This is a genomic window from Lachnoclostridium phytofermentans, assembly GCF_000733755.1.
Classification (GTDB): Bacteria; Bacillota; Clostridia; order Lachnospirales; family Lachnospiraceae; genus Lachnoclostridium; species Lachnoclostridium phytofermentans_A.
Window position 1 is genome coordinate 1,009,083 of sequence record NZ_JPOF01000003.1, and the last position, 20,199, is coordinate 1,029,281.

At 35.9% G+C, this 20,199-nt stretch carries 18 protein-coding genes; 1 reads left to right on the plus strand and 17 read right to left on the minus strand.

Annotation, left to right across the window (positions count from 1 at the left end; translation table 11 throughout):
- Nucleotides 1-96 precede the first annotated feature (96 nt).
- The 4 genes from CC92_RS0109745 to CC92_RS0109760 form a co-directional block, all read right to left on the minus strand.
- A complete protein-coding gene (locus CC92_RS0109745; protein WP_029503074.1) occupies nt 97-1,185 on the minus strand; it encodes a PucR family transcriptional regulator in 1,089 nt (362 codons plus the stop codon).
- Between the two features lie 432 nt (nt 1,186-1,617).
- Complete coding sequence (locus tag CC92_RS0109750; protein WP_029503073.1) at nt 1,618-2,730, minus strand: ABC transporter ATP-binding protein; 1,113 nt, start codon at nt 2,728-2,730, stop codon at nt 1,618-1,620.
- A gap of 243 nt (nt 2,731-2,973) precedes the next feature.
- Nucleotides 2,974-3,846: a YitT family protein gene (locus CC92_RS0109755; RefSeq protein WP_029503072.1), complete on the minus strand. Its 873-nt coding sequence runs from the start codon at nt 3,844-3,846 to the stop codon at nt 2,974-2,976.
- Between the two features lie 28 nt (nt 3,847-3,874).
- Complete coding sequence (locus tag CC92_RS0109760; protein WP_029503071.1) at nt 3,875-4,306, minus strand: hypothetical protein; 432 nt, start codon at nt 4,304-4,306, stop codon at nt 3,875-3,877.
- A gap of 401 nt (nt 4,307-4,707) precedes the next feature.
- Between CC92_RS0109760 and ymfI the strand changes: the two genes are divergently transcribed.
- The gene (gene ymfI / locus CC92_RS0109765) at nt 4,708-5,436 is read left to right on the plus strand and encodes an elongation factor P 5-aminopentanone reductase (RefSeq protein ID WP_029503070.1); all 729 of its coding nucleotides are present in this window, start codon (nt 4,708-4,710) and stop codon (nt 5,434-5,436) included.
- Nucleotides 5,437-5,766: 330 nt separating this feature from the next.
- Here the strand turns inward: ymfI and CC92_RS0109770 are convergent, their stop codons facing one another.
- The 13 genes from CC92_RS0109770 to CC92_RS0109830 form a co-directional block, all read right to left on the minus strand.
- On the minus strand, nt 5,767-7,824 hold the full coding sequence (locus CC92_RS0109770; RefSeq protein ID WP_029503069.1) for a YgiQ family radical SAM protein: 2,058 nt from the start codon (nt 7,822-7,824) through the stop codon (nt 5,767-5,769).
- A gap of 456 nt (nt 7,825-8,280) precedes the next feature.
- Nucleotides 8,281-9,087, minus strand: coding sequence for an AAC(3) family N-acetyltransferase (locus CC92_RS0109775; protein ID WP_051650726.1), 807 nt, complete (start codon nt 9,085-9,087; stop codon nt 8,281-8,283).
- Nucleotides 9,088-9,589: 502 nt separating this feature from the next.
- Nucleotides 9,590-10,828 (minus strand): cation:proton antiporter, encoded by a 1,239-nt coding sequence (locus tag CC92_RS0109780; protein ID WP_029503067.1) that lies wholly within the window; start codon nt 10,826-10,828, stop codon nt 9,590-9,592.
- Nucleotides 10,825-11,436, minus strand: a complete 612-nt coding sequence (locus tag CC92_RS0109785) for a TetR/AcrR family transcriptional regulator (RefSeq protein ID WP_029503066.1) — start codon at nt 11,434-11,436, stop codon at nt 10,825-10,827. The genes CC92_RS0109780 and CC92_RS0109785 overlap by 4 nt, the downstream gene beginning before the upstream one ends.
- 444 nt (nt 11,437-11,880) lie before the next feature.
- Nucleotides 11,881-12,852 (minus strand): radical SAM protein, encoded by a 972-nt coding sequence (locus CC92_RS0109790; RefSeq protein ID WP_034218412.1) that lies wholly within the window; start codon nt 12,850-12,852, stop codon nt 11,881-11,883.
- Nucleotides 12,853-12,980: 128 nt separating this feature from the next.
- The gene (locus CC92_RS0109795; protein WP_029503064.1) at nt 12,981-13,871 is read right to left on the minus strand and encodes a radical SAM protein; all 891 of its coding nucleotides are present in this window, start codon (nt 13,869-13,871) and stop codon (nt 12,981-12,983) included.
- Nucleotides 13,872-13,912: 41 nt separating this feature from the next.
- Nucleotides 13,913-15,226, minus strand: coding sequence for an aspartate aminotransferase family protein (locus CC92_RS0109800; RefSeq protein ID WP_051650725.1), 1,314 nt, complete (start codon nt 15,224-15,226; stop codon nt 13,913-13,915).
- A gap of 23 nt (nt 15,227-15,249) precedes the next feature.
- Entirely contained in the window at nt 15,250-15,939 is a 690-nt protein-coding gene (locus CC92_RS0109805) for a hypothetical protein (RefSeq protein WP_029503062.1), read from the minus strand.
- A gap of 30 nt (nt 15,940-15,969) precedes the next feature.
- Nucleotides 15,970-16,746: a sugar phosphate nucleotidyltransferase gene (locus CC92_RS0109810; protein WP_029503061.1), complete on the minus strand. Its 777-nt coding sequence runs from the start codon at nt 16,744-16,746 to the stop codon at nt 15,970-15,972.
- Between the two features lie 22 nt (nt 16,747-16,768).
- On the minus strand, nt 16,769-17,461 hold the full coding sequence (locus CC92_RS0109815) for an ABC transporter permease (RefSeq protein WP_029503060.1): 693 nt from the start codon (nt 17,459-17,461) through the stop codon (nt 16,769-16,771).
- The gene (locus tag CC92_RS0109820; RefSeq protein ID WP_029503059.1) at nt 17,458-18,306 is read right to left on the minus strand and encodes an ABC transporter ATP-binding protein; all 849 of its coding nucleotides are present in this window, start codon (nt 18,304-18,306) and stop codon (nt 17,458-17,460) included. Before CC92_RS0109820 ends, CC92_RS0109815 begins: the two co-directional genes overlap by 4 nt.
- An 11-nt stretch (nt 18,307-18,317) precedes the next feature.
- On the minus strand, nt 18,318-19,205 hold the full coding sequence (locus CC92_RS0109825; protein WP_029503058.1) for a radical SAM/SPASM domain-containing protein: 888 nt from the start codon (nt 19,203-19,205) through the stop codon (nt 18,318-18,320).
- Nucleotides 19,206-19,269: 64 nt separating this feature from the next.
- Nucleotides 19,270-20,181, minus strand: a complete 912-nt coding sequence (locus CC92_RS0109830) for a hypothetical protein (RefSeq protein ID WP_029503057.1) — start codon at nt 20,179-20,181, stop codon at nt 19,270-19,272.
- Nucleotides 20,182-20,199 lie beyond the last annotated feature (18 nt).

Sequence of the window (20,199 nt, forward strand, 5' to 3'; positions counted from 1 at the left end):
CCTTTCCATGTATCCTAATATTGCCGCTGCACCAGCCTATCGTCAGACGAAGCTTACCGGAACAGCGGCAATGAAGCATTCTTTTGTTGCTGCGAATTAGTATTCCATACTCTCCATATACTTCATGTATTTAACAACCATCAAGGCAATCTTGAAAGTAATTGCATCTTCAAATACACGAAGGTCTAGATTTGTACTCTTTTGAAGTTTATCTAAACGATAAACCAAAGTATTTCTATGAATATATAACTGTCTAGAAGTCTCTGATACATTTAAGCTATTCTCAAAGAACTTATTAATTGTTGTCAATGTTTCTTCATCGAAATCGTCTGGAGATTTACCATCAAAGATTTCACGAATGAACATCTTACAAAGTGGCATAGGCAATTGATAGATCAAACGTCCGATTCCAAGGTTGCTATATGCAACTACGTTACGTCCACTATAGAAAATCTTACCTACATCTAAAGCCATCTTCGCTTCCTTATAAGAACGAGAAACATCTTTAATTTCATTTACGATAGTACCAAATGCTACATGAACTTTTGTCATAGCCTCAGTATTTAACATATCTAATATAACTTTGGCAGTCTTCATTAAATCATCGTAATTTTCATTCTGCTTTACTTCTTTTACTAAGATGATATTCTTCTCATCTACAGCAGTGATGAAATCTTTTGTCTTAGTAGAGAATAATCCACGAACGGTTTCTAAGGCATTCGTATCTTTCTCATTCTTTGTCTCAATAATAAATACAACTCGTCTAACATCCGTCTCAATATGAAGCTTCTTAGCACGGTTATAGATATCTACAAGTAAGAGGTTGTCCAGAAGAAGATTCTTGATAAAGTTATCCTTATCATATCTTTCCTTATATGCAACCAAAAGATTTTGTATCTGGAAGGAAGCAATCTTACCAACCATATACACATCATCACTATCACCTTTTACTAAGATGACATATTCAAGTTGGTGCTCATCAAACACCTTAAAAAATTGGTACCCCTGTAACACTTGACTGTCCGCAGGTGAGTCCACAAATGCAAGTACTGCATTCTCATATTCGTCAGCATTGTTTATCGTACTTGCTAACGCTTTACCTTCTGTGTCCATTACGCAGATATCAATTCTTGTAATGGCTTTCAGGCCTTCAATCGTATTCTGAAGAATTTGATTAGAAATCATACACACACCGAACCTTTCTTTTCTTCACTGCTTCACCATGGGGTGAATTTATAGAGCAAAGCTATAATTTTATTAATTTTGTGTCAGTATATCAATTTAACTGCTAAAATCATTATCTTGCTTTTCATTTTAACACTCATTTCGTAAGAAGTAAACTAAAATTCTTGTAAATTTTTTAATTTTTTTATCTATAAGTGTTAAGTTAACCAATATATTTATTAGTTTATTCATTAAACTATGTGTTTTTTTGAAAAAATAGATATTAGAGTATATAGAACATAGGTCGGTGATAGCATACCCTTATTATTTGAACAGCTATGTTCTGGAGTATTCAATATACTTAGTAAGCTGAATATGCAGACAGCATAGGAACTTTTTTCCTTCTTATGATAAAAAAGAGCCGCCCAATCGGACGGCTCATAACTTACATAATTAGTGACTAATAACCTGCTCTGTTTCCTTATCGAATAAATGAATCTTAGTTAAATCAAGAGCGATCTGAATTGTATCACCAGGTCTAGCTTTTGTACGTGGGTTAACACGTGCTGTGATATCAAATTGATCAATTGTGAAATATAAGAATACTTCTGCACCTAATAACTCGTATACTCTTACTGTAGCATCGATAGTGCTGTCTGGAGACTGGCTGATGAACATTTCTTCATCCTTAACGTCTTCTGGACGAATACCAAGAACAACTGTTTTATCAATGTAGTTACCCTCTACAAGCTTCTTAGCCTTAGCTTCTGGAACTTTGATAGAATGAGAACCAAACATTAATCTAATATCGTTACCACTCTTTACTACCTTAGCATCTAAAAGATTCATCTGTGGAGATCCCATGAAACCAGCAACGAAAAGATTGTTTGGCTTATCATATAGGTTCTGTGGAGAATCTACCTGCTGAACAACACCATCTTTCATAACTACGATTCTAGTACCAAGAGTCATAGCCTCTGTCTGGTCATGTGTTACGTAGATGATAGTTGTTTCAAGTCTCTGGTGTAACTTAGAGATCTCAATACGCATCTGAACACGTAACTTAGCGTCAAGGTTTGATAAAGGCTCATCCATAAGGAATACCTTTGGATTACGAACGATAGCACGACCCATAGCAACACGCTGTCTCTGACCACCGGAAAGAGCCTTTGGCTTACGGTCTAATAAATGCTCAATATCAAGAATTCTTGCTGCTTCATGTACTAACTTGTCAATCTGATCCTTTGGAGTCTTTCTTAATTTAAGACCAAATGCCATGTTATCATATACGGACATATGTGGGTATAACGCGTAGTTCTGGAATACCATTGCAATATCTCTATCCTTAGGCTCTACGTCGTTCATTAGCTTATCGCCAATCCATAACTCACCAGATGTAATCTCTTCCAAACCTGCAATCATACGTAGTGTTGTGGACTTTCCACATCCAGATGGACCTACGAAGATGATGAATTCTTTATCTTCTACTTCTAAGTTAAATTCTTTAACTGCAACGAATCCATTTGGATAAGTCTTGTTAATATTCTTTAATGATAAACTTGCCATTATTAGTTCCTCCTAATTATGATTCTTTTGCGCACTCTACACGTTAACATTCATGCAAGCCAAGTAAAACAACCAATCACTTGCCATGAAAAATCAATTACTAACATAGGTACATGATACTACATATCACCTATAAAAGCCATATCCCATTTTAACAAATTAATTTTTAAGGATTTGTGTAATTTGTATATTCTCCCTTTGGATAAGTATTTTTACTCATAAAATCGCTTGGAATACGCTATTTTACTGTTTAAATTCAATAAACCCCTCTCCCATCACCTCTCTTACATCACTCACAATTACGAATGCTTTTGGGTCTTTTTGGCTCACAATATCAAGAACAGCAACAATTTCTTTCTTAGCAACTACACAAAACAGCATCTTTTTATCCTTGTTAGAGTACATTCCAGTAGCACTAAGTCCAGTGACTCCACGGTCTAGTACATGCAAAATATCATGGGCTATCTCCTCATACTTGTCTGATATAATGTATGCCATTTTTGCAAATTTCAGACCCTCCAAGATACCATCTGATACCTTTGCAGAGATGTAGATTGCTATGATTGCATATAGAGCGGTATTTATATCAAAGACTAAGATACCAAAAATTACGACCAAGGCATCTACTATCATAAGTAACACTGGAACTGAAACATGTTTTTTCTTCGCATGAATTAACATTGCTAAAAGATCAGTTCCACCAGTAGTCGTCATTGTAGATAAGACAAATCCCATTCCTGTTCCGCCAATTGCACCACCAAATACTGCTGCCAACAAAAAGTCATTATGAAACATATTTTGCAATGGAATCAAATAAATAAATAGAGTTAAAGATACTGTTCCCAGTAACGTTTTTCCAATAAATTTCTTCCCTAAGACAAAAAATCCTGCTACAAATAACGGTACATTGATAATAATGTTAGTTAACCATACTGGAACTCCTACATCAAATGCTCTTAAAGTTAATTCTTTGATTGCAATTGCAAGCCCGGTAACTCCGCCTGTTACCATCCCCATTGGATCATATACCCAGTTTATAGAAACTGCAATTAAAAAGGTTCCTAATAACAATAAGCAAATGTCTCTCTTTTTCGATCTCTTACCTAACCACTCCATATTATAACCATAACTCCATAGATTTTACCTAATCTATGGAATAATTTCCTTTCACATAAATGATACTATTTGCCTTTGTCTTCATTCCACTCGCATTTGATGGCGACACATACTGATGATACAACTTAGCACTACTACTATTCTTCGCTAATAAGCCTTGAGTTGCATTGATTAATCCCTTACTTCCAAGTACCGTAGCTTCTCCACTATAGATAATGCATACCGTACCCTCATTTAAGTATAAACTCTTCCCTTTTGCTATGTTCACCTTTTGAAATCCATTTTGTAGAGATTCTCCACCAGAAACCTCTCTTAGCCTCTGTTCTAAATAGCTTTGAGTAATTAACGGATCCCCAGCTGAGCCAGGCTCCCCTGATGCTGCGCCAGCAATCATCCCGAAGCGAAATATTCCGGTTCCTACCAGTAATAGGATTAGTATCCCACCAAATTTCTTTTTCATTTATGTGTCCTCCGCTAATTCTTATCATATTGTTTGTTCGGGGTTAAGAATATTATAATCACTGTATAAGTAATATACCGTGTTCACAAGTTCTTATGGTAATGCACTTCATTCCGCCTTGTGTTTCAACCTCTGTTGTTGTAGGTACTTACAGCATAATATCTTCAATATTATACCATGTTTTGGTTATAAATCCAATCTGGCACATAATAGAAATTCTTTTGTAACCTGTAAATTTATGCTATAATAAATTACGATTATAGAAAAACTATTGAAAATAGGTTATAAAAAGGAAATGGAGCTAGTGTGAAAAACCAAAGATTTTCACACGGCGCTTTGTGCTGGCGCACAAAGTTGCCCTCTTTATTAAAAGGCGCCAAAGCGCCAGAATGGGGATTAAAATGAATAAAGTTGCTCTTATCACAGGCTCCTCACGAGGAATTGGAAGAGCTATTGCCATTAAATTTGCCAAAGAAGGCTACGCTGTTATTATCAATGGCTCGAAAGAATCCAAACAACTAGACTCTTTGCAGGAGGAAATTCTATCTCTGTCCGTACCTTGCCTTAAATTTGTTGGAGACATCGGTGAATATCCTGTAGTTGCTGCACTATTTGAGCAAATAAGTCGACAGTTTGGTAAATTAGATGTACTTATTAACAATGCCGGGGTTTCCCATGTAGGTTTATTCACAGATATGACTCCTTCAGAGTGGACAAGGTTACTACAAGTTAATTTTGTTTCCGTACTTAATACCTGCCACTTAGCAGTACCTATGTTTGTATCAAAAAAAAGTGGACGAATATTAAATATCTCCTCTGTGTGGGGTAACTGCGGTGCTTCTTGTGAAGCTGTTTATTCCGCAACCAAAGGCGCTATCAACTCCTTTACCAAAGCACTTGCTAAGGAACTTGCCCCTAGTAACATTCCTGTCAATGCTCTCGCCTGCGGTGTAATCGACACCGAGATGAATCAGTGCTTTTCCACCGAAGAACGAGAAGCGCTATGTGAGGAAATTCCGATGGGACGAATGGCGACTACGGAGGAAGTTGCTGATATGGTCTATCGACTTTGTGAAGGAAGTGCCTACCTAACTGGACAAGTAATTACATTTGATGGTGGGTGGATATAACAGAATTCACCACAATAGAAACAAAGTGGCTTCGCCACTCTAGGCTCCGCGAATCAACAAATTGAGGGCGATGCCACTTTGTCGCGCCGAAGCGTCAGCCTTTCTTTATAGCTCATGTAAATTTATTTATTCTTTACCTTCCTGTCACATTCACTGTATCATAGGGTAAGTTTTATCCACAGGACTGTATTTTTTCTTACATGTTATAAACAATTTCCTTTAAAAATCCACTGCTTTTGATAATACTTCTACACTATAAATAATTATGTACTCTAAGGATACTCACGTTAAGTTATGTTTCATCCTTTTACGTGAGTATCTCATAAAAACCTATTTCTTCTTATGATTATTTCGAATCTTCTTACCAGATTTCTTATTCTCTACTTTTCTACCTTCGAAACGGCCAGTCTCACTACCTTGTGAACTTCTTGCGATCTTACTTCCAAAACCTCCTCGTGCACCCTTGCTTCCCCTACTATTGTCATTGTTCTCTTTACCATGACTTGATTTTTCTGTACCTCTTATGTTGCCTTTTTTCTTAGTATTCTTTCCATTCTCGAAATTCTTACTTCCAAACTTATCTTTATCTACATAGCTTGGACGAATGAGGCACTTCTTATCATAGCCAATCAAATCAGTGCGATTTGCTAAAGTTAAGGCTTCCACTACCAATTTGTAGTTCTTGGGATTACGATACTGTATTAAGGCTCGCTGCATAGCCTTTTCGTGTGGTGACTTTGGAACATACACTGGCTTCATCGTACGAGGATCAATACCGGTGTAATACATACAGGTTGAAACGGTAGATGGAGTTGGATAAAAGTCCTGCACTTGTTCCGGCATATATCCGATGTCTCGTAAATATTCTGCTAAAGCAACTGCTTCTTTCATTGTTGACCCAGGATGTGAGGACATTAGATAAGGAACCACAAACTGTTTCTTTCCTAATATTTCATTTGTCTTCTTATAACGGGCAATAAACTTTTCATAAACAGCATTTTCTGGTTTTCCCATCATAGAGAGGACCGCATCAGAGATATGTTCTGGTGCGACCTTAAGCTGACCACTCACGTGATTTTCACATAATTCCTTCATAAAAGTATCATCTTTGTCTGCTATGAGATAATCAAAACGAATACCAGAACGGATGAACACCTTTTTTACTTTTGGAAGTTCTCTTAATTTTTTAAGTAAGGATAGATAATCCGTATGATCAACCTTTAAATTCGAACATGGCTTTGGAAAAAGGCATTGCTTATTTAAGCATACTCCCTTTGTAATTTGCTTTTCACAAGAGGTATGACGAAAATTCGCAGTTGGCCCGCCAACATCATTGATATACCCTTTAAACTCAGGATCCCAAGTTAGAAGAGTTGCCTCGGACACTATGGATTCGTGGCTTCTTGTTTGAATCATTCTTCCTTGATGGAAGGTTAAGGCACAGAAATTACAACCACCGAAACAACCGCGGTTGCTAGTTAAACTAAATTTCAGTTCCTCAATCGCTGGAATTCCTCCCTGTTCCTTATAGCTAGGATGGTAATCACGCATGTAAGGAAGTGCATAGACACGATCCATCTCAGACTGCGTAAGTGGCTTTGCCGGAACATTTTGTACAACATAATCACCAGATTCATAACTTTCCACAAGACATTTTGCAGTAAACGGATCTGTGTTTATATACTGGGTATAAAAACTACGAGCAAATACTTCTTTATCTTTCACAATCTCCTCATAGGAAGGAAGCATGACCGGTTCATATACAGAAGATAAATCTCTTGTCTTATAAACGGTACCAGCAATAAAGGTGACATCCTTGACAGAAATTCCGCTATTAAGAGCATCCGCTATTTCAACAATAGAACGTTCCCCCATTCCGTAAGAAAGGATATCTGCCTGAGAATCCAGTAAAATAGATCTCCTTACCTTATCGCTCCAGTAATCATAATGGGCAAGTCTTCTTAAAGAAGCCTCAATTCCTCCGATGATAATCGGAGCATCTTTATATACTTTACGAATTAAGTTACAATATACGATCGTGGCACGGTCAGGACGTAGGCCAATCTGCCCCCCAGGGGAATAAGCATCTGTTGTTCTACGTTTTTTTGCTACAGAATAATGATTCACCATGGTATCCATATTTCCACCACAAACGAGGAAACCAAGTCTTGGAGTTCCTAAAATCTGAATGCTGTTTTCATCCTTCCAATCCGGCTGCGCAATGATACCAACCTTATAACCGTTACTTTCCAACACTCTACTGATAATTGCAGGACCAAAGGAAGGATGATCTACATAAGCATCTCCGATGACATAGACAAAATCACATTGTTCCCAGTCTCTATTATTCATATCTTCTCTGCTTATTGGCAGATAATCTTTCATCATTTTAACCTCTTTTCTAACGCTTACCTATCCGTATCCGAATTTAGCTCTGAAACTTACTATAACTTCCTATCTATAACAGTGAAATACTCCAAATTCTATCTCATTTCCTCATCAGATAAGTAAAGAGAAATTAACATACTTTGCACATTAATTATTGCTTTCGTACATTCCTCTTTCATTAACTACATCAACTCACTATAACACGAAAAAGCTGTCGTTTCAAGGACGGATTACTACCATAAACATCATATTTTCCTTTAATAATTTGATCCTTTCTACTTTCTTAGTATCAGCCTAATTATCGTATAAAAAAAGAAAAAGCACGCTTCACGAACTTTTCCTCTTCATGAATTAAAAAGAGGCTATTCCATATCCTAGTACAGAATAACCCTGTATAGGATAGTAGAATCCCTCTTCTTTATAAATCTATTGCCTGAACGCTATTACCAGATGACACTATTTTTTTAGTAAATTATCAAGTTCTTCCACCGGGAAAGGTATTGGTGTATCATCGATACATAAGTCAAAGTCACAGTGATTTGAAATTGCTATCATAATATCAGCACACCCCCTTGCGTCACATACCTGAACTTTTGCTTCTCCTAAGGTACCATAAGATAACGCTTTGCCATAATAAAAGTAAGGCTCAAACTTCACATAATTCTCTGATATATGATCGCAGTAAGGATTATAGTGAACATGTGAATAACGTTTAACAATCGTTCCATCCTCATTACGAATTAATAATTGTTTCTTCTCCTCGGACAATCTTTGTGGTGTATGATTAATTTCCTCAACTGCATGAAGGAAGGTATTTCTCTCTTGACCAACACCTATGAGTAAAATCTTTGCATTTTCTTGGTATAACCGCCCCCAGCATCCATCTGGTGATGTTGGCGTATCACTACTTTCTTCCCCTTTAATATAATCTTTAGCACGTTTTCCAAAAGCAGTCATGGAATGAGTCGGATGATAAGATCTCTTTCCAAGAGGATGAGTAGCTGCTATATTAGGGAGTGTCCCAATACAAGTTATCGGATTCATTAAATCCAGTGTTGGTTTCTCTTCATTTATAAAAGACCATGTGTGTGTAGGGATTAACAAAAGGCCATCCTTTAAGTAATCGGTAAAAGCTTTTATAATACCCTCCGCACCATTTTCAACCTCTCCAATTGCACGAAGTGATGTATGTATCATTACAGTATCTGTTGGTTTGATGTGTAATTCCTCAATTTCTTTTTTCAGTTGACTAATTGTTCGCATCTAAATCCTCCATATATTTTATCCTATATCATTCCCCCAGCCCTTACAGCGACTATCATAGCATAATTAAGTAAGGTCAGCAAGCAATCTTCTCTATTAATTGTTCGAAGTTTATTGATTTTCCATATATCTTAATATTCCAGAATTCGTTATAATTCTAAATAGAAATAGGAAACCAATAGCAAGGATTGTGAAATGATAAGATTAATGTCAAAGGACGCTGAGCACTCATCACTGGTGCACGCAGGGTGTCGGATGTTAAGTTGCCTTATTTTTAATCTTTTTACGGTATGAGCTTACCGGATGCTTTAAAAATATTCAAGAATAATTAAAGGAAATTCCTATGTTTTGTTTACACTCACTTAAAAAGAAAGTTTCACAAAATAGCTCGTATTGCTATGATGTAAAACTTTCTTTTTTAATGATTTGCTGCCTCTTACCATTCCTTCTTTGTAAGGGATAAAGAGTAACTTTGTTAAATTCGTGTTAAGACACTCCTAGATTATTCATTCGTAATGTCTGCTTTTTGATGAAACTCCCCTGCCCATTCAAACCCTTTCTTAGCAACGATTACGGCAATAATCTCATTTATAACTGCAGCAGCCGCAATCGTACCTTGTATGATTTTTGCACACTCAGGCGCAGGTGTAGAAAGTACGGAAACCGCTATTCCTGTAAATACAAGCGAAACCCCTGAGTGAGGTAATAATGTCAGACCTAAATATTTTTTTACAGTGTCAGGTGACTTCGTTATACTGGCTCCAAAGAATGCTCCAAAGTATTTGCCAAATGCTCTTGCAATAATATAGATAGCGGTAAATAGGCCTGCTCCTAAAATTAAGTGATAATCGAGAGGTGCCCCTAGATTTAAGATTACAACAATCATTGAGATTCCTAAGATTGGATTAAAACTATGCATAATTTGTTCCAGTCGTTCTTCTGAAACCATATTAGCAAAGGTAGCGGAAAATGCCATACCGATTAACATAAAGTTTAACACTGGTTTTGGCATGATATAGTTATTAAATAGAAATCCAACTGCTGATGCAATGAGCAAAGTTACAATAAGAAGTGCAATTGTTGCTGGCGCTTTACGCTCTTTCTTTAAAACCACTCCAGCAAGCAGACCTGTGATAACACCGATAACAAGTGGTAAAAGTACTACGATTGCTATCATATAGGCAGGTAGTTTTTGCTCCGAAATATTAGAAGCTACAATTGATATCGTAGTAAAAAATACAACAACACCTACCATATCGTCTAGCGCTGCCATAGGAATCAGGGTCTTAGTCACTGGTCCATCCGTTTTAAATTCTCTTACAATAGAAAGTGCTGGTGCTGGTGCTGTTGCCAAGGCAATACCACCAAAGATAAACGCAAGGTATAAAGGAATATTGGAAAAATAAAATACAACTCCAAATACCAAAGATACAACAAAAAAGGTTCCAAGAGACTGCGTTAATGTTGTTATAATAATAGACTTTCCAGACTGCTTGATTCTTTTCCACACAAGCTCAGTACCAATCATTAATCCGACTGCACATTCTAGAATATGAATCGCTATTTCATACCAATTAGCTTCGAGAATTTCAGAATTCATCAGTGAAATAGCATGCGGCCCAAGTATCATTCCAGTAATCAGCCAACCTAGAATTGCCGGTAACTTAATTTTTGAAAATAGCTTTCCTACAAAAAATGCAATCAAAATTGCAGCAAATAATCTTAGCAATAAAAGTATCATTTTCTTTCCTCCTTCGCAATACCATAAAGCATTAAATCAAGTATTTTGGCAAGTTTCGTTTCATGTGCATCCATGAGAGAATTGAAATCATTATTATTAAAAACTCCATATTGGAAAAAACCATGAAACATATTCTGTACCATGCTGTAATACTCGAGAGCCTCCTGTTCGTTAACATCATCTCTTAAAGTTAGTTTTGATATTGCTAAACGATAAATCTTAATATTAAACTCATCAAAATTACTTTTTAAATCCCTTATTTCTTCTATGAGATGTTTTGGTGGTTGTAAAACCGATTCTAAGAAGATTCGAGCATATAGTGGATGTTCTGAAAAAAATCGAAATCGTAACTCCATATAAAGATGCATATCACTGCCAATATTCTGCTCCTGCAAATACGTTGTAATCGTATCAAAGCATTTTCTAACACAAAATAAATAAATCTCATCCTTACCTTTGAAGTTATGGTAGATAAGACCTTTCGATATTCCGTTATCATTACATATATTATTTAAAGATGCTCCTTCGTATCCTTTGGTTCCGAACTCTAAGATACCTGCATTTATAATCTTTTCTCTTGTTAATTCAGTCTTTTCCTCTTTCTTCATTATGCACCTCTTTTCTCGTCGTTTGCTATTTGATTTACTTATATCTAGAATTGTCAAACCATAAATCTAGTGATTTAGCCTTATTCTAGAAAGTTTTCTTTATAAATTATTATAGACCATGTGGTCTGTATTTATTGTAGCAGATATGAACTAAGTAGTCAATAATTCTATTTCAATAATTCTACAAACCCTCGTGGCTTTGCATCAATGGTCCTTTCTTAAAGTAAATAGATAGAGACATTTATGTGATAATTCTCATATAGAATTATATCCAACACAACGAGGATTTTAGTAGTGAGGAACAGAATAAAGTAAAGCATTTTTAAATGGTCGTTATGCAGAATGAAATATGCACAACCGAGAACACAACGAACTTTTCCTAGCCATAATAATAACGCCAGTCACACAGGTGACTGGCGTATGTAAAGTATATTAAAATCTAATCTATAAAATATCGTTACAGCTTTTGTGTTCTAATAAGTATTGATACATTTTTTTATCATTTAATAGTTTTCTACACAATTCACAATCCTGTGTAAATTCCAAGTCCTTAAATTCATCATAATAGGTACTATTATAGATTAATTGTGCTAATCCCCTCGGTCCAGATTTATCAAGGAAACGAAACAAGGGATTGCAATTTCTCTTTTTTATAATAGAATCATAGGATTCCTCCTTTAGGTTTCCTAATAATAAAAAATTAGTTTCATTCCCCAGCGTAGCTCCGCAACAGGCATATACTCTTCCTAAGCTGTCGATATGATGATTACGTATTTCGCAATAGCTTCTTAATTCACCGATGGAATGAAGGTACTTAAACTTTTCTATCACTAATTTTGTAGCGGCACCCCAGTAAAACATGGGAGAAACAATGATTTGAACATTACTTTTAAGGAATTGTTCATATATCTTCTTGACCTCATTTCCCTCCTCCTTACTTGCTGCGGTGATATTAATATTTATCATAACCTTCAATTTTAAGCATGCTTTCACCAGGTTGTTAATGATTTCTTTGTCAATAAACTCAAGATGATAACGATCCGAGCTCACAGTAATACAGCTTAAGCCTGGTATTGATTTTATTATGGATTCCGCATTTTCCTGAGTTGTGGCCCAATAACCATTGGTAATGACAGTTGTCATCAATCCTTTTTTGCTTGCGCAAGCTATATAATTCCTTAACTTCTCAATGCATAAAAACGGTTCTCCGCCGACAAACGATATGTTTTTCGCACACTTTGAGTATGCTATCTGATCAATCCAGTTTAAAACATCTTCCTCGTAAGCATCCGGTAATACGGTTCCATCTCGCTCGGAACAATGCCTGCAATGCAAATTACATTTGTCTGTTATACTGATATAAACTGAAGCAAAGGCCTTTAATATCCGTTCACTAAAAACGCTATCTTCTTTCATTGTTAGCCTCCATACTGCGACTGTTTTTTGGAGTAGCTAATAGCCCAAGTTTAGCGCAGCACAAACTTGGTGAGTGAAAGAATTAAAATCTTTCACTCTTATCTCCTCTATGAATACAAAAAGTTTGTTTAATAACCAAACTCACTCCATCCAAATAAATCTACATACCCACGAAAAACACCGCCACAAAGCTTTAATTGTGGACATTTCTTGCATACTGCTCCCTTGCTTTTTAAGTTATTAGTAAATCTGGCAAAGTCATTTACAACCTTGTCTCCATAAAACATTTTAAAATTCGTCCATTTTAGTTGATATTCTTCGTAACCTTTGACAGTGCAAGATGGAAAAACATCAAAGCTTATACTCTTTTCTGCTCCAATCGCTAGATCAAAAGCTTTTTTTACACTCTCACTCACTGCGGAAAATGACGGTGTAACCATTTTAAGATTTCTTGCAGCATTGCCAATAGTTCTTAATGCTGAAATATTGATATGATCAACATTTTTTTGAATTAACATCTCTACAATTTCTGGTAGCTGTTGATAGTTTAACGTATTGACAACGGTGTTGGTTCTAACCGCAATCCCTCTCTCTTTTAAATTTTCTATCGCCTTAATAGTTCTATCAAAACTTCCTCCTACAAGGGAAATAGCATCCTGTACTTGAGCATTCGCACCATGAATTGATATAATAAAATAATTAACCCCATTACTTAGCGTTTTTTCTAAGAATTCTAAATCGGAAAATTTCGATCCATTCGTTTCTATGATTACTGTTTCATAGCAACATTCTTTTATTTTTTCGAGTATCTCAAAGAAATCTTTTCTGGTCGTAGGCTCACCACCCCAGAGCGCAACTGCCTGATAATCAGAATCCTTATTTTCCTCTAATATTTTAAAAATATTTTCTTTTTCTATGCTTTCTTCCTTTTTCGACGGATTATCCACCGAGCAAAACACACATTTATAATTACAGACATCTGTTAAATAAATTCCGATTACATTACTTAGTACATTCACCTAAAGCACCCATCCCTTTAAAATGTGATATCAACCGGTAACTATATCTTCTTGTATTGATAAAGACCACTAACGACAATGTCGATGATTTTATCAATTTCTTCTATCCCTATAATTAATGGCGGTGCTATATGGATATATTCCTTAATGATTCTTGTATATAAACCTTCACTTAAGAAATACTGAGACAAAAAGCCAGTAAGCTCTTGAACTCCCTTAGTAGCTACCAGTTCTACGCAAACAAGTAAGCCTATACCGCGAATATCTTCAACGAAAGGATTCCCACAAAGCCGTTTGCGAAGTTCTTCTAGCAGATATACCCCCATCACCTCTGAGTTTTTATGTAATTCTCCTTCTTTCATAAATGCTATGTTAGCTAATGCTGCAGCACAACTAACCGGATGGCCTGAGTAGGTAAATCCTTGAGGCAAGAAAGCATTGTCCGGAATATTTTCACTTATTTCCTTCTTGATAGCTACGGCACCAAGCGCAGCGTATCCAGAACTCAAACCCTTTGATAAGGTAATCAGATCTGGCTCTATCTCAAAGTGCTCGATTCCAAACATCTTACCGGTTCTGCCAAACCCCGTTAAAACCTCATCCACAATGAGTAAAATCTCATACTTATCGCATATTGCTCTAACCCTTTGCCAATATCCTTTTGGCGGGATCGCAACTCCTGAATTAGCTGAAATAGGTTCTGCTATAAATGCCGCTATAGTTTCCGGTCCATTCGATAATATAATCTGTTCTAAATCATCTGCACATATAAAACCACATTCCAAAGGTTCGTGCTTACATCTATGACAATATGGCTGTACCGTCTTTTCAATACCCACAGGAATTGGACCAAAGGATTTGCTGATTAAATCATAACCAGAAGCAGACAGTGTGAACAACGTCCCACCATGATAGGAACCATGCCTTGCAATAATTTTATCTTTCTTGCGCTTTCCGATGATTTTATGGTAGATTCTAACGAATCTTAAGGCAATTTCTACGGATTCCGAACCTCCAGAGGTAAAATAGATACGCTTCTTTCCTCCAGGTAACATATCGCTTAGTTCCTTCGCTAAAAGCACTGCATTCTTATTTGTGAATCCTTCCGATGACATAGCATATTCCAAGTTATCATACTGTTCTATAATCTTATTAATTATCTTTGGCTGTTTATGCCCCGAATTCACAACCCATGCACCTGATAAAGCATCAATATATTTTCTACCCTCAATATCGAATAAGTAGCAATCTTTTGCTTTTTCAAAAATTACTGGCCCACCAGAAGAAATTACCTTTTTACGGCTAGTTCCAAACTGCCATAAGTACTCTAACGCCTTTTCTTGCATTTCACTCATACAATGCCCTCACTAATATAACACTACTTTTCAGCAACTTCTCTTCTCCCTAAGCTTAATCGAAACATATCAGAAAATCGTCTTCTTAGATGCTTTCTTACCTCACTATTGGTTAGCTTTTCATTATAATATAATTTATAGAATGGAATTTGAAATAGTGATGGAATATAGTGTAGAAAACCAGGTTCTGTGTTATTAAGTCCAGACCAGAGTAAGGTAATTGCTTCTTCTAACTTATCTTCTTCCAAACATATCATAGCTTTTATACAATATGGCAGAAAGAAGACTGGATCTTCTTTCTCATCTTTTTGAACCTCTAATAATTCCTCTGTCTCCTCCATCAACTCAGGATAAGTTCGAAAACAGGGTAGTAAGTAATGAAGTGTCTCGTCCTCACCCTTCATAGATTCTTGAATTAATACACTAAATAAGGAACGAAGATAATAAGCAGGCCAATGCTTATTATCTAAACTGATTGCAGTATTACAACAATCTAACAGTTCTTCATAGCAATCAAAAATCTCCATTTCAGAACCAATTCTACTTAAGTTCTCACTAAGATATAGTGATTTATAAAACCAATAATCTGCTTTCTCTTCCTTTATCTCTGTAGTTTTTAAGAGAGATAGAAAAACTTCTTCTTTCTTTTCTAGCTTAACTAGTAATTTCACCGCATTCCACATTTCATGATCTTTATGATTCATATATCTCATTATAACCACCACTTCCCGGCATATGAAGCCTCACTTAGGATCAGTCCTCCACATATGAAGTACGTCCTCAACGCATGATACATCATGACAGAAGCCATCCTCGTACATATAACCATAAACACTTAGTCCATTTTCCATCGTTCTTTCAAAGACATCCGAGATTAGTAATTCTTTCTCTGTTTTACCTTGTAAACGCGCTTCTTCTACCATCTTAACTGTCAGATCAAGAAAACTATCCTCCCATATAATAATATTCCATGTATTACTAGCCAGTGGATTTTTCGGTTTATCTTGTATCTTTAAAACCATTCCATCTGGATTTAACACAACCGGACCAAGTCGCTCCGGAGCTTTTGTTGGAAAAATTCCCAAAGTAAGATCAGATGCTTTCCTAAGATGTAATTCATATAAGTTTTTAAAACAATCATAGGGATACACAATCGTATCTGGAAATTTCATAAATACAGTATGACCTCTTAAAAATGGTGCTGCATCCGCAATTACAAAAGGTAATCCATATTCATTATTTTGAATATTCTGATAAATATAAGCACTTTGTACTTTATGATCTCCGATGGAATAATCGTTTGTACATTTAATCAATGCGTCTTTCTCATTATTTACGGTAAAGACGATATCTTTTACCCCACCATATACTAAGGTTTGTATTGCGTTTTCAATTAGTAACACAACCTCGGTACTTTCTTCTCTGGGGATAGCGATTGGTAACAATTCCTTACACAACCGAAATGGTTTCATCCTACTTCCTCTTCCCCCCGCAGGTATATATCCCATAACTGGTTTCATAAAGGCCTCCGTTCCGCCATACTTAATGCGTCCACTTTCTCCCTATAAGAGAAATTACGATGCAAAAAAGAAATAACCATGTGATTACTATGCTGCTTTGATATAGTAATAGCCCTTTGACAGACATCAATTCATTGATTACTTCAGTTACACTGATACTAGGTATAAGCAAAACAAACTTATAACTCCACTTTGGTAAAAGCTGATAAACGGACACAATTAAAAACAAAACTACCATAACAAAAGCTGAGACTGCAGAGCCACTTTGAGATGATTTCACCTTAAGTCCTATCACAGTTCCAATTAAAATAAAAAGGATTCCTCCAAGAAACATCGGTATAAGCAATAGTAATAGCTCTGGTTGAAATCCTTCGTTAATCAAATACACACAGATTTGAGAAAACATGGAGAGTATTAGGATAGCAATACCTTTCGCACAAATAATCTGACCGAAGCTTAGAGGAGAGCAAAGCAAGGCATCAATTGTCTTAGCTTCTCTTTCTTCTATTAAATTAGGTCCGGTTAACATAATCCCAACCATTACTTGCGCAAAAAGAATCCATATACTTAATAAAAAAATGTCCTGCCCTGATAATTCCATTGATTTTGTTATAATCTTAGACATAAAAATCGGTAAGAAGACAAGTGCTAATATCGAAGGATTCTTCATATAATTTTGAATTTCATTTTTCATCAAGCTCACAACATTTTTCAACTTAATTGCCCTCCTGTTAATACAGCAAAAACTTCTGCTAAGGAATTTTCACTTCGATTCATGCTAATCAATTTCCCCTGGATATTTAATTGGGTAATTAGTTCTTCCGTTTCCGGTATTCCAATCTCTAAGCACTTAGCAATCACATTTCCTTCCTCCATATACTCGACTCTTATCTCTTTTTTTAGGTACATGTCTTTTAATTCCATAGGCTTACCGATTGCTATCATCTCTCCATTGTTCATGATACCCACACGATGGCTTAACTCATCCGCTTCATGCATATCATGAGTGGTTATGATGATGGTAGTACCTCCTTCATTTAATTGTTTGATATAATTTCTAATCAGCGCTGCGGTGTTAGGATCAAGCCCACTAGTCGGTTCGTCTAAAATAAGTACCTTCGGTTTATGAAGTAATGCTCTTGCAATTAAAACTCTTTGCTTCCATCCCTTAGAGAGTTTTTCAACTTTTACTTTTTGTTTGTCAAGTAATTGCAGGTCTTCCATCACCTCGTATACACGGGAACGATGTAAATGATATAGTTCAGCAAAAATCTTTAGATTCTTCTTGATCGAAGCTTTCATATAAAGATTGGGTAGTTCAAAGACTACTCCGATATCCTGATATATCTTCTTTTTGTCGGTTAATACGTTATTTTCTCCAATCCATATTTCCCCTGAAGTGGGTTGTAATAATCCAACGACCATCTTTATTGTAGTTGTTTTTCCGGCCCCATTCGGTCCTAAAAAACCAAATATTTCACCCGTATTGATTGAAAATGTGATATCATTCACAACATTCCTATTACCATATGTTTTAATAACATTTTTAAGCTGAATCACTATTATGCCTCCTATGCCATTTCCTGATCTGCTATCTCTTTCACATTATGATATTGCTTACATCTACTACAAAACTTACCTTCTCGAAATCCTTCGTAGGAAGCTTTATTCCAAATATTCATAAAACTGTTATGATATAGGTTTCCCACCAAAGGACGACCGCAAAAATAATCACAACAAGGGTAGAGATTTCCGTTCTTCGATACCACTGCAATTGGTGCATTGTCACAACAGCATTTTACTTCAAACGGATCTTCATAGATTACACTGAGCTCTTTCATATTATCCCGTATCTTATATAGCGCATCGTGTATCTCCTTACTATGATCACTAACCCATCTTTCCTTTCCTAAAGGTAGCCCAAGCTTAAAACACTTTACACCGTATTTAACAATCATATCTTGTATTCCACTAAGCTCCTTATAGGTATCCTCAGTAATCGTAGTATTGAATGCGCAATTTACGCCGTATTTAAAGCCTTCCTCCAAGTTCTTTAATAACACATCAAACTTATACCTGCTACAAACCCTCTTCATACTATCTTCCGTAGCACCATCCACTGAAAATGTTATCGCATCAATATTGTCATAACGGACAAGACGCTCATAGTCGATGGGTACAGATCCATTGGTAACAATCACAATCTTTTTATCCTTAAAAATTTCTAATATCTCATAGAAGTTCTTATGTATGAGTGCTTCCCCTAAACCGCAAAATGCAATATACTCAAAAGCTTCAAGTGCCGGCCTTAGTTCTCTTATCTTATCAATTTCCAAATCTTTTGGCTCTTTCACCAATTGACGGGCGGTACAATAGCTGCATGCTAAATTGCATCTAGTAGTAATTTCAAACAGTACCATACGTGGCTGATTTTTATAAAACCCTTTTTCTACTTCCAATAATATCTCCCTCTCATTTTAGTTACATCAATATAGCTGCTTCACAAACTGCATCCACTCATTCTCATTCTTTTTCCACTGCTTCACAAATCACTTTCCTTCTTATATTAATTGCAGTCTTATTGTTTCCTTCCTGCAATGCAATGTAACTCTCAAGCATGGTGCCTCTTTCTAAATCACCAGTATTTAGATTTATTGAAAGTTGTCCCTGATAATAGGAGGTGCCATTCCTTTGAATATTTTGATTTTGCCTATCTTGCATTTTTACTTTGGAATAATCACAATAATAATCAAAGATTGCACATAGTTTCTCTTTTACCATTCCATAGCCTGTTAATTTTATTTTAAATTTATTATTTTTAAAAGAAGATTGGTTTGAGAACATTCCAAAAGATATATCTGAAGCCTCCATATGCTCGGCTTCCGGTGGTTTTATAGTAATTGTTTTATCCATTATCCACCCATGTTGGTCTGTTGAAAAAGTATAAATATAGGACAGATAAATCTCAAAAGCCAAGATATCAAAGGTCTGCATAATCACTAAATAGCTTGATGGGAGCTTTGGCAATGAGCTATACTCTTGTGCAATCGATTCAAAGCAATTCTTACTATCCTCTCTTGACACGATATCCTCTTTGCTTAGTGCCACCAGTTTATCATTGGATAATATAACATGTGATTGAAATTTCTTATCCTTGATAAACGTCCAGTCTGTTAAGGTGGTTTCCTTCTTCGGTACCCTTGTTTCAAATAATATTTCATTCCATCGATAGTTCGTAAACATGATAGCATCCCCATAAACATCCTCTATCTCACGTGAATATTCAGAATGAAGTCTCTGCTGTTTATAGACACGCCCCATTGGATTTAGATAAAAATTATCCATTTTGATTAAAAATGTTTTCTGTTGCTTTCTCGTAAACTTCGGAACAGCTATAAACGGTTCTTCCATTAATTTTACATAATCATATGGCATTGAATCCTCCCTGTTGCT

What these genes read in the sequence shown, in the direction of transcription:
- CC92_RS0109745 (WP_029503074.1), bottom strand. Translation starts at nt 1,185, where the DNA reads ATGATTTCTAATCAAATTCTTCAGAATACGATTGAAGGCCTGAAAGCC.
- CC92_RS0109750 (WP_029503073.1), bottom strand. Translation starts at nt 2,730, where the DNA reads ATGGCAAGTTTATCATTAAAGAATATTAACAAGACTTATCCAAATGGA.
- CC92_RS0109755 (WP_029503072.1), bottom strand. Translation starts at nt 3,846, where the DNA reads ATGGAGTGGTTAGGTAAGAGATCGAAAAAGAGAGACATTTGCTTATTG.
- CC92_RS0109760 (WP_029503071.1), bottom strand. Translation starts at nt 4,306, where the DNA reads ATGAAAAAGAAATTTGGTGGGATACTAATCCTATTACTGGTAGGAACC.
- ymfI (WP_029503070.1), top strand. Translation starts at nt 4,708, where the DNA reads ATGAATAAAGTTGCTCTTATCACAGGCTCCTCACGAGGAATTGGAAGA.
- CC92_RS0109770 (WP_029503069.1), bottom strand. Translation starts at nt 7,824, where the DNA reads ATGATGAAAGATTATCTGCCAATAAGCAGAGAAGATATGAATAATAGA.
- CC92_RS0109775 (WP_051650726.1), bottom strand. Translation starts at nt 9,087, where the DNA reads ATGCGAACAATTAGTCAACTGAAAAAAGAAATTGAGGAATTACACATC.
- CC92_RS0109780 (WP_029503067.1), bottom strand. Translation starts at nt 10,828, where the DNA reads ATGATACTTTTATTGCTAAGATTATTTGCTGCAATTTTGATTGCATTT.
- CC92_RS0109785 (WP_029503066.1), bottom strand. Translation starts at nt 11,436, where the DNA reads ATGAAGAAAGAGGAAAAGACTGAATTAACAAGAGAAAAGATTATAAAT.
- CC92_RS0109790 (WP_034218412.1), bottom strand. Translation starts at nt 12,852, where the DNA reads ATGAAAGAAGATAGCGTTTTTAGTGAACGGATATTAAAGGCCTTTGCT.
- CC92_RS0109800 (WP_051650725.1), bottom strand. Translation starts at nt 15,226, where the DNA reads ATGAGTGAAATGCAAGAAAAGGCGTTAGAGTACTTATGGCAGTTTGGA.
- CC92_RS0109805 (WP_029503062.1), bottom strand. Translation starts at nt 15,939, where the DNA reads ATGAGATATATGAATCATAAAGATCATGAAATGTGGAATGCGGTGAAA.
- CC92_RS0109810 (WP_029503061.1), bottom strand. Translation starts at nt 16,746, where the DNA reads ATGAAACCAGTTATGGGATATATACCTGCGGGGGGAAGAGGAAGTAGG.
- CC92_RS0109830 (WP_029503057.1), bottom strand. Translation starts at nt 20,181, where the DNA reads ATGCCATATGATTATGTAAAATTAATGGAAGAACCGTTTATAGCTGTT.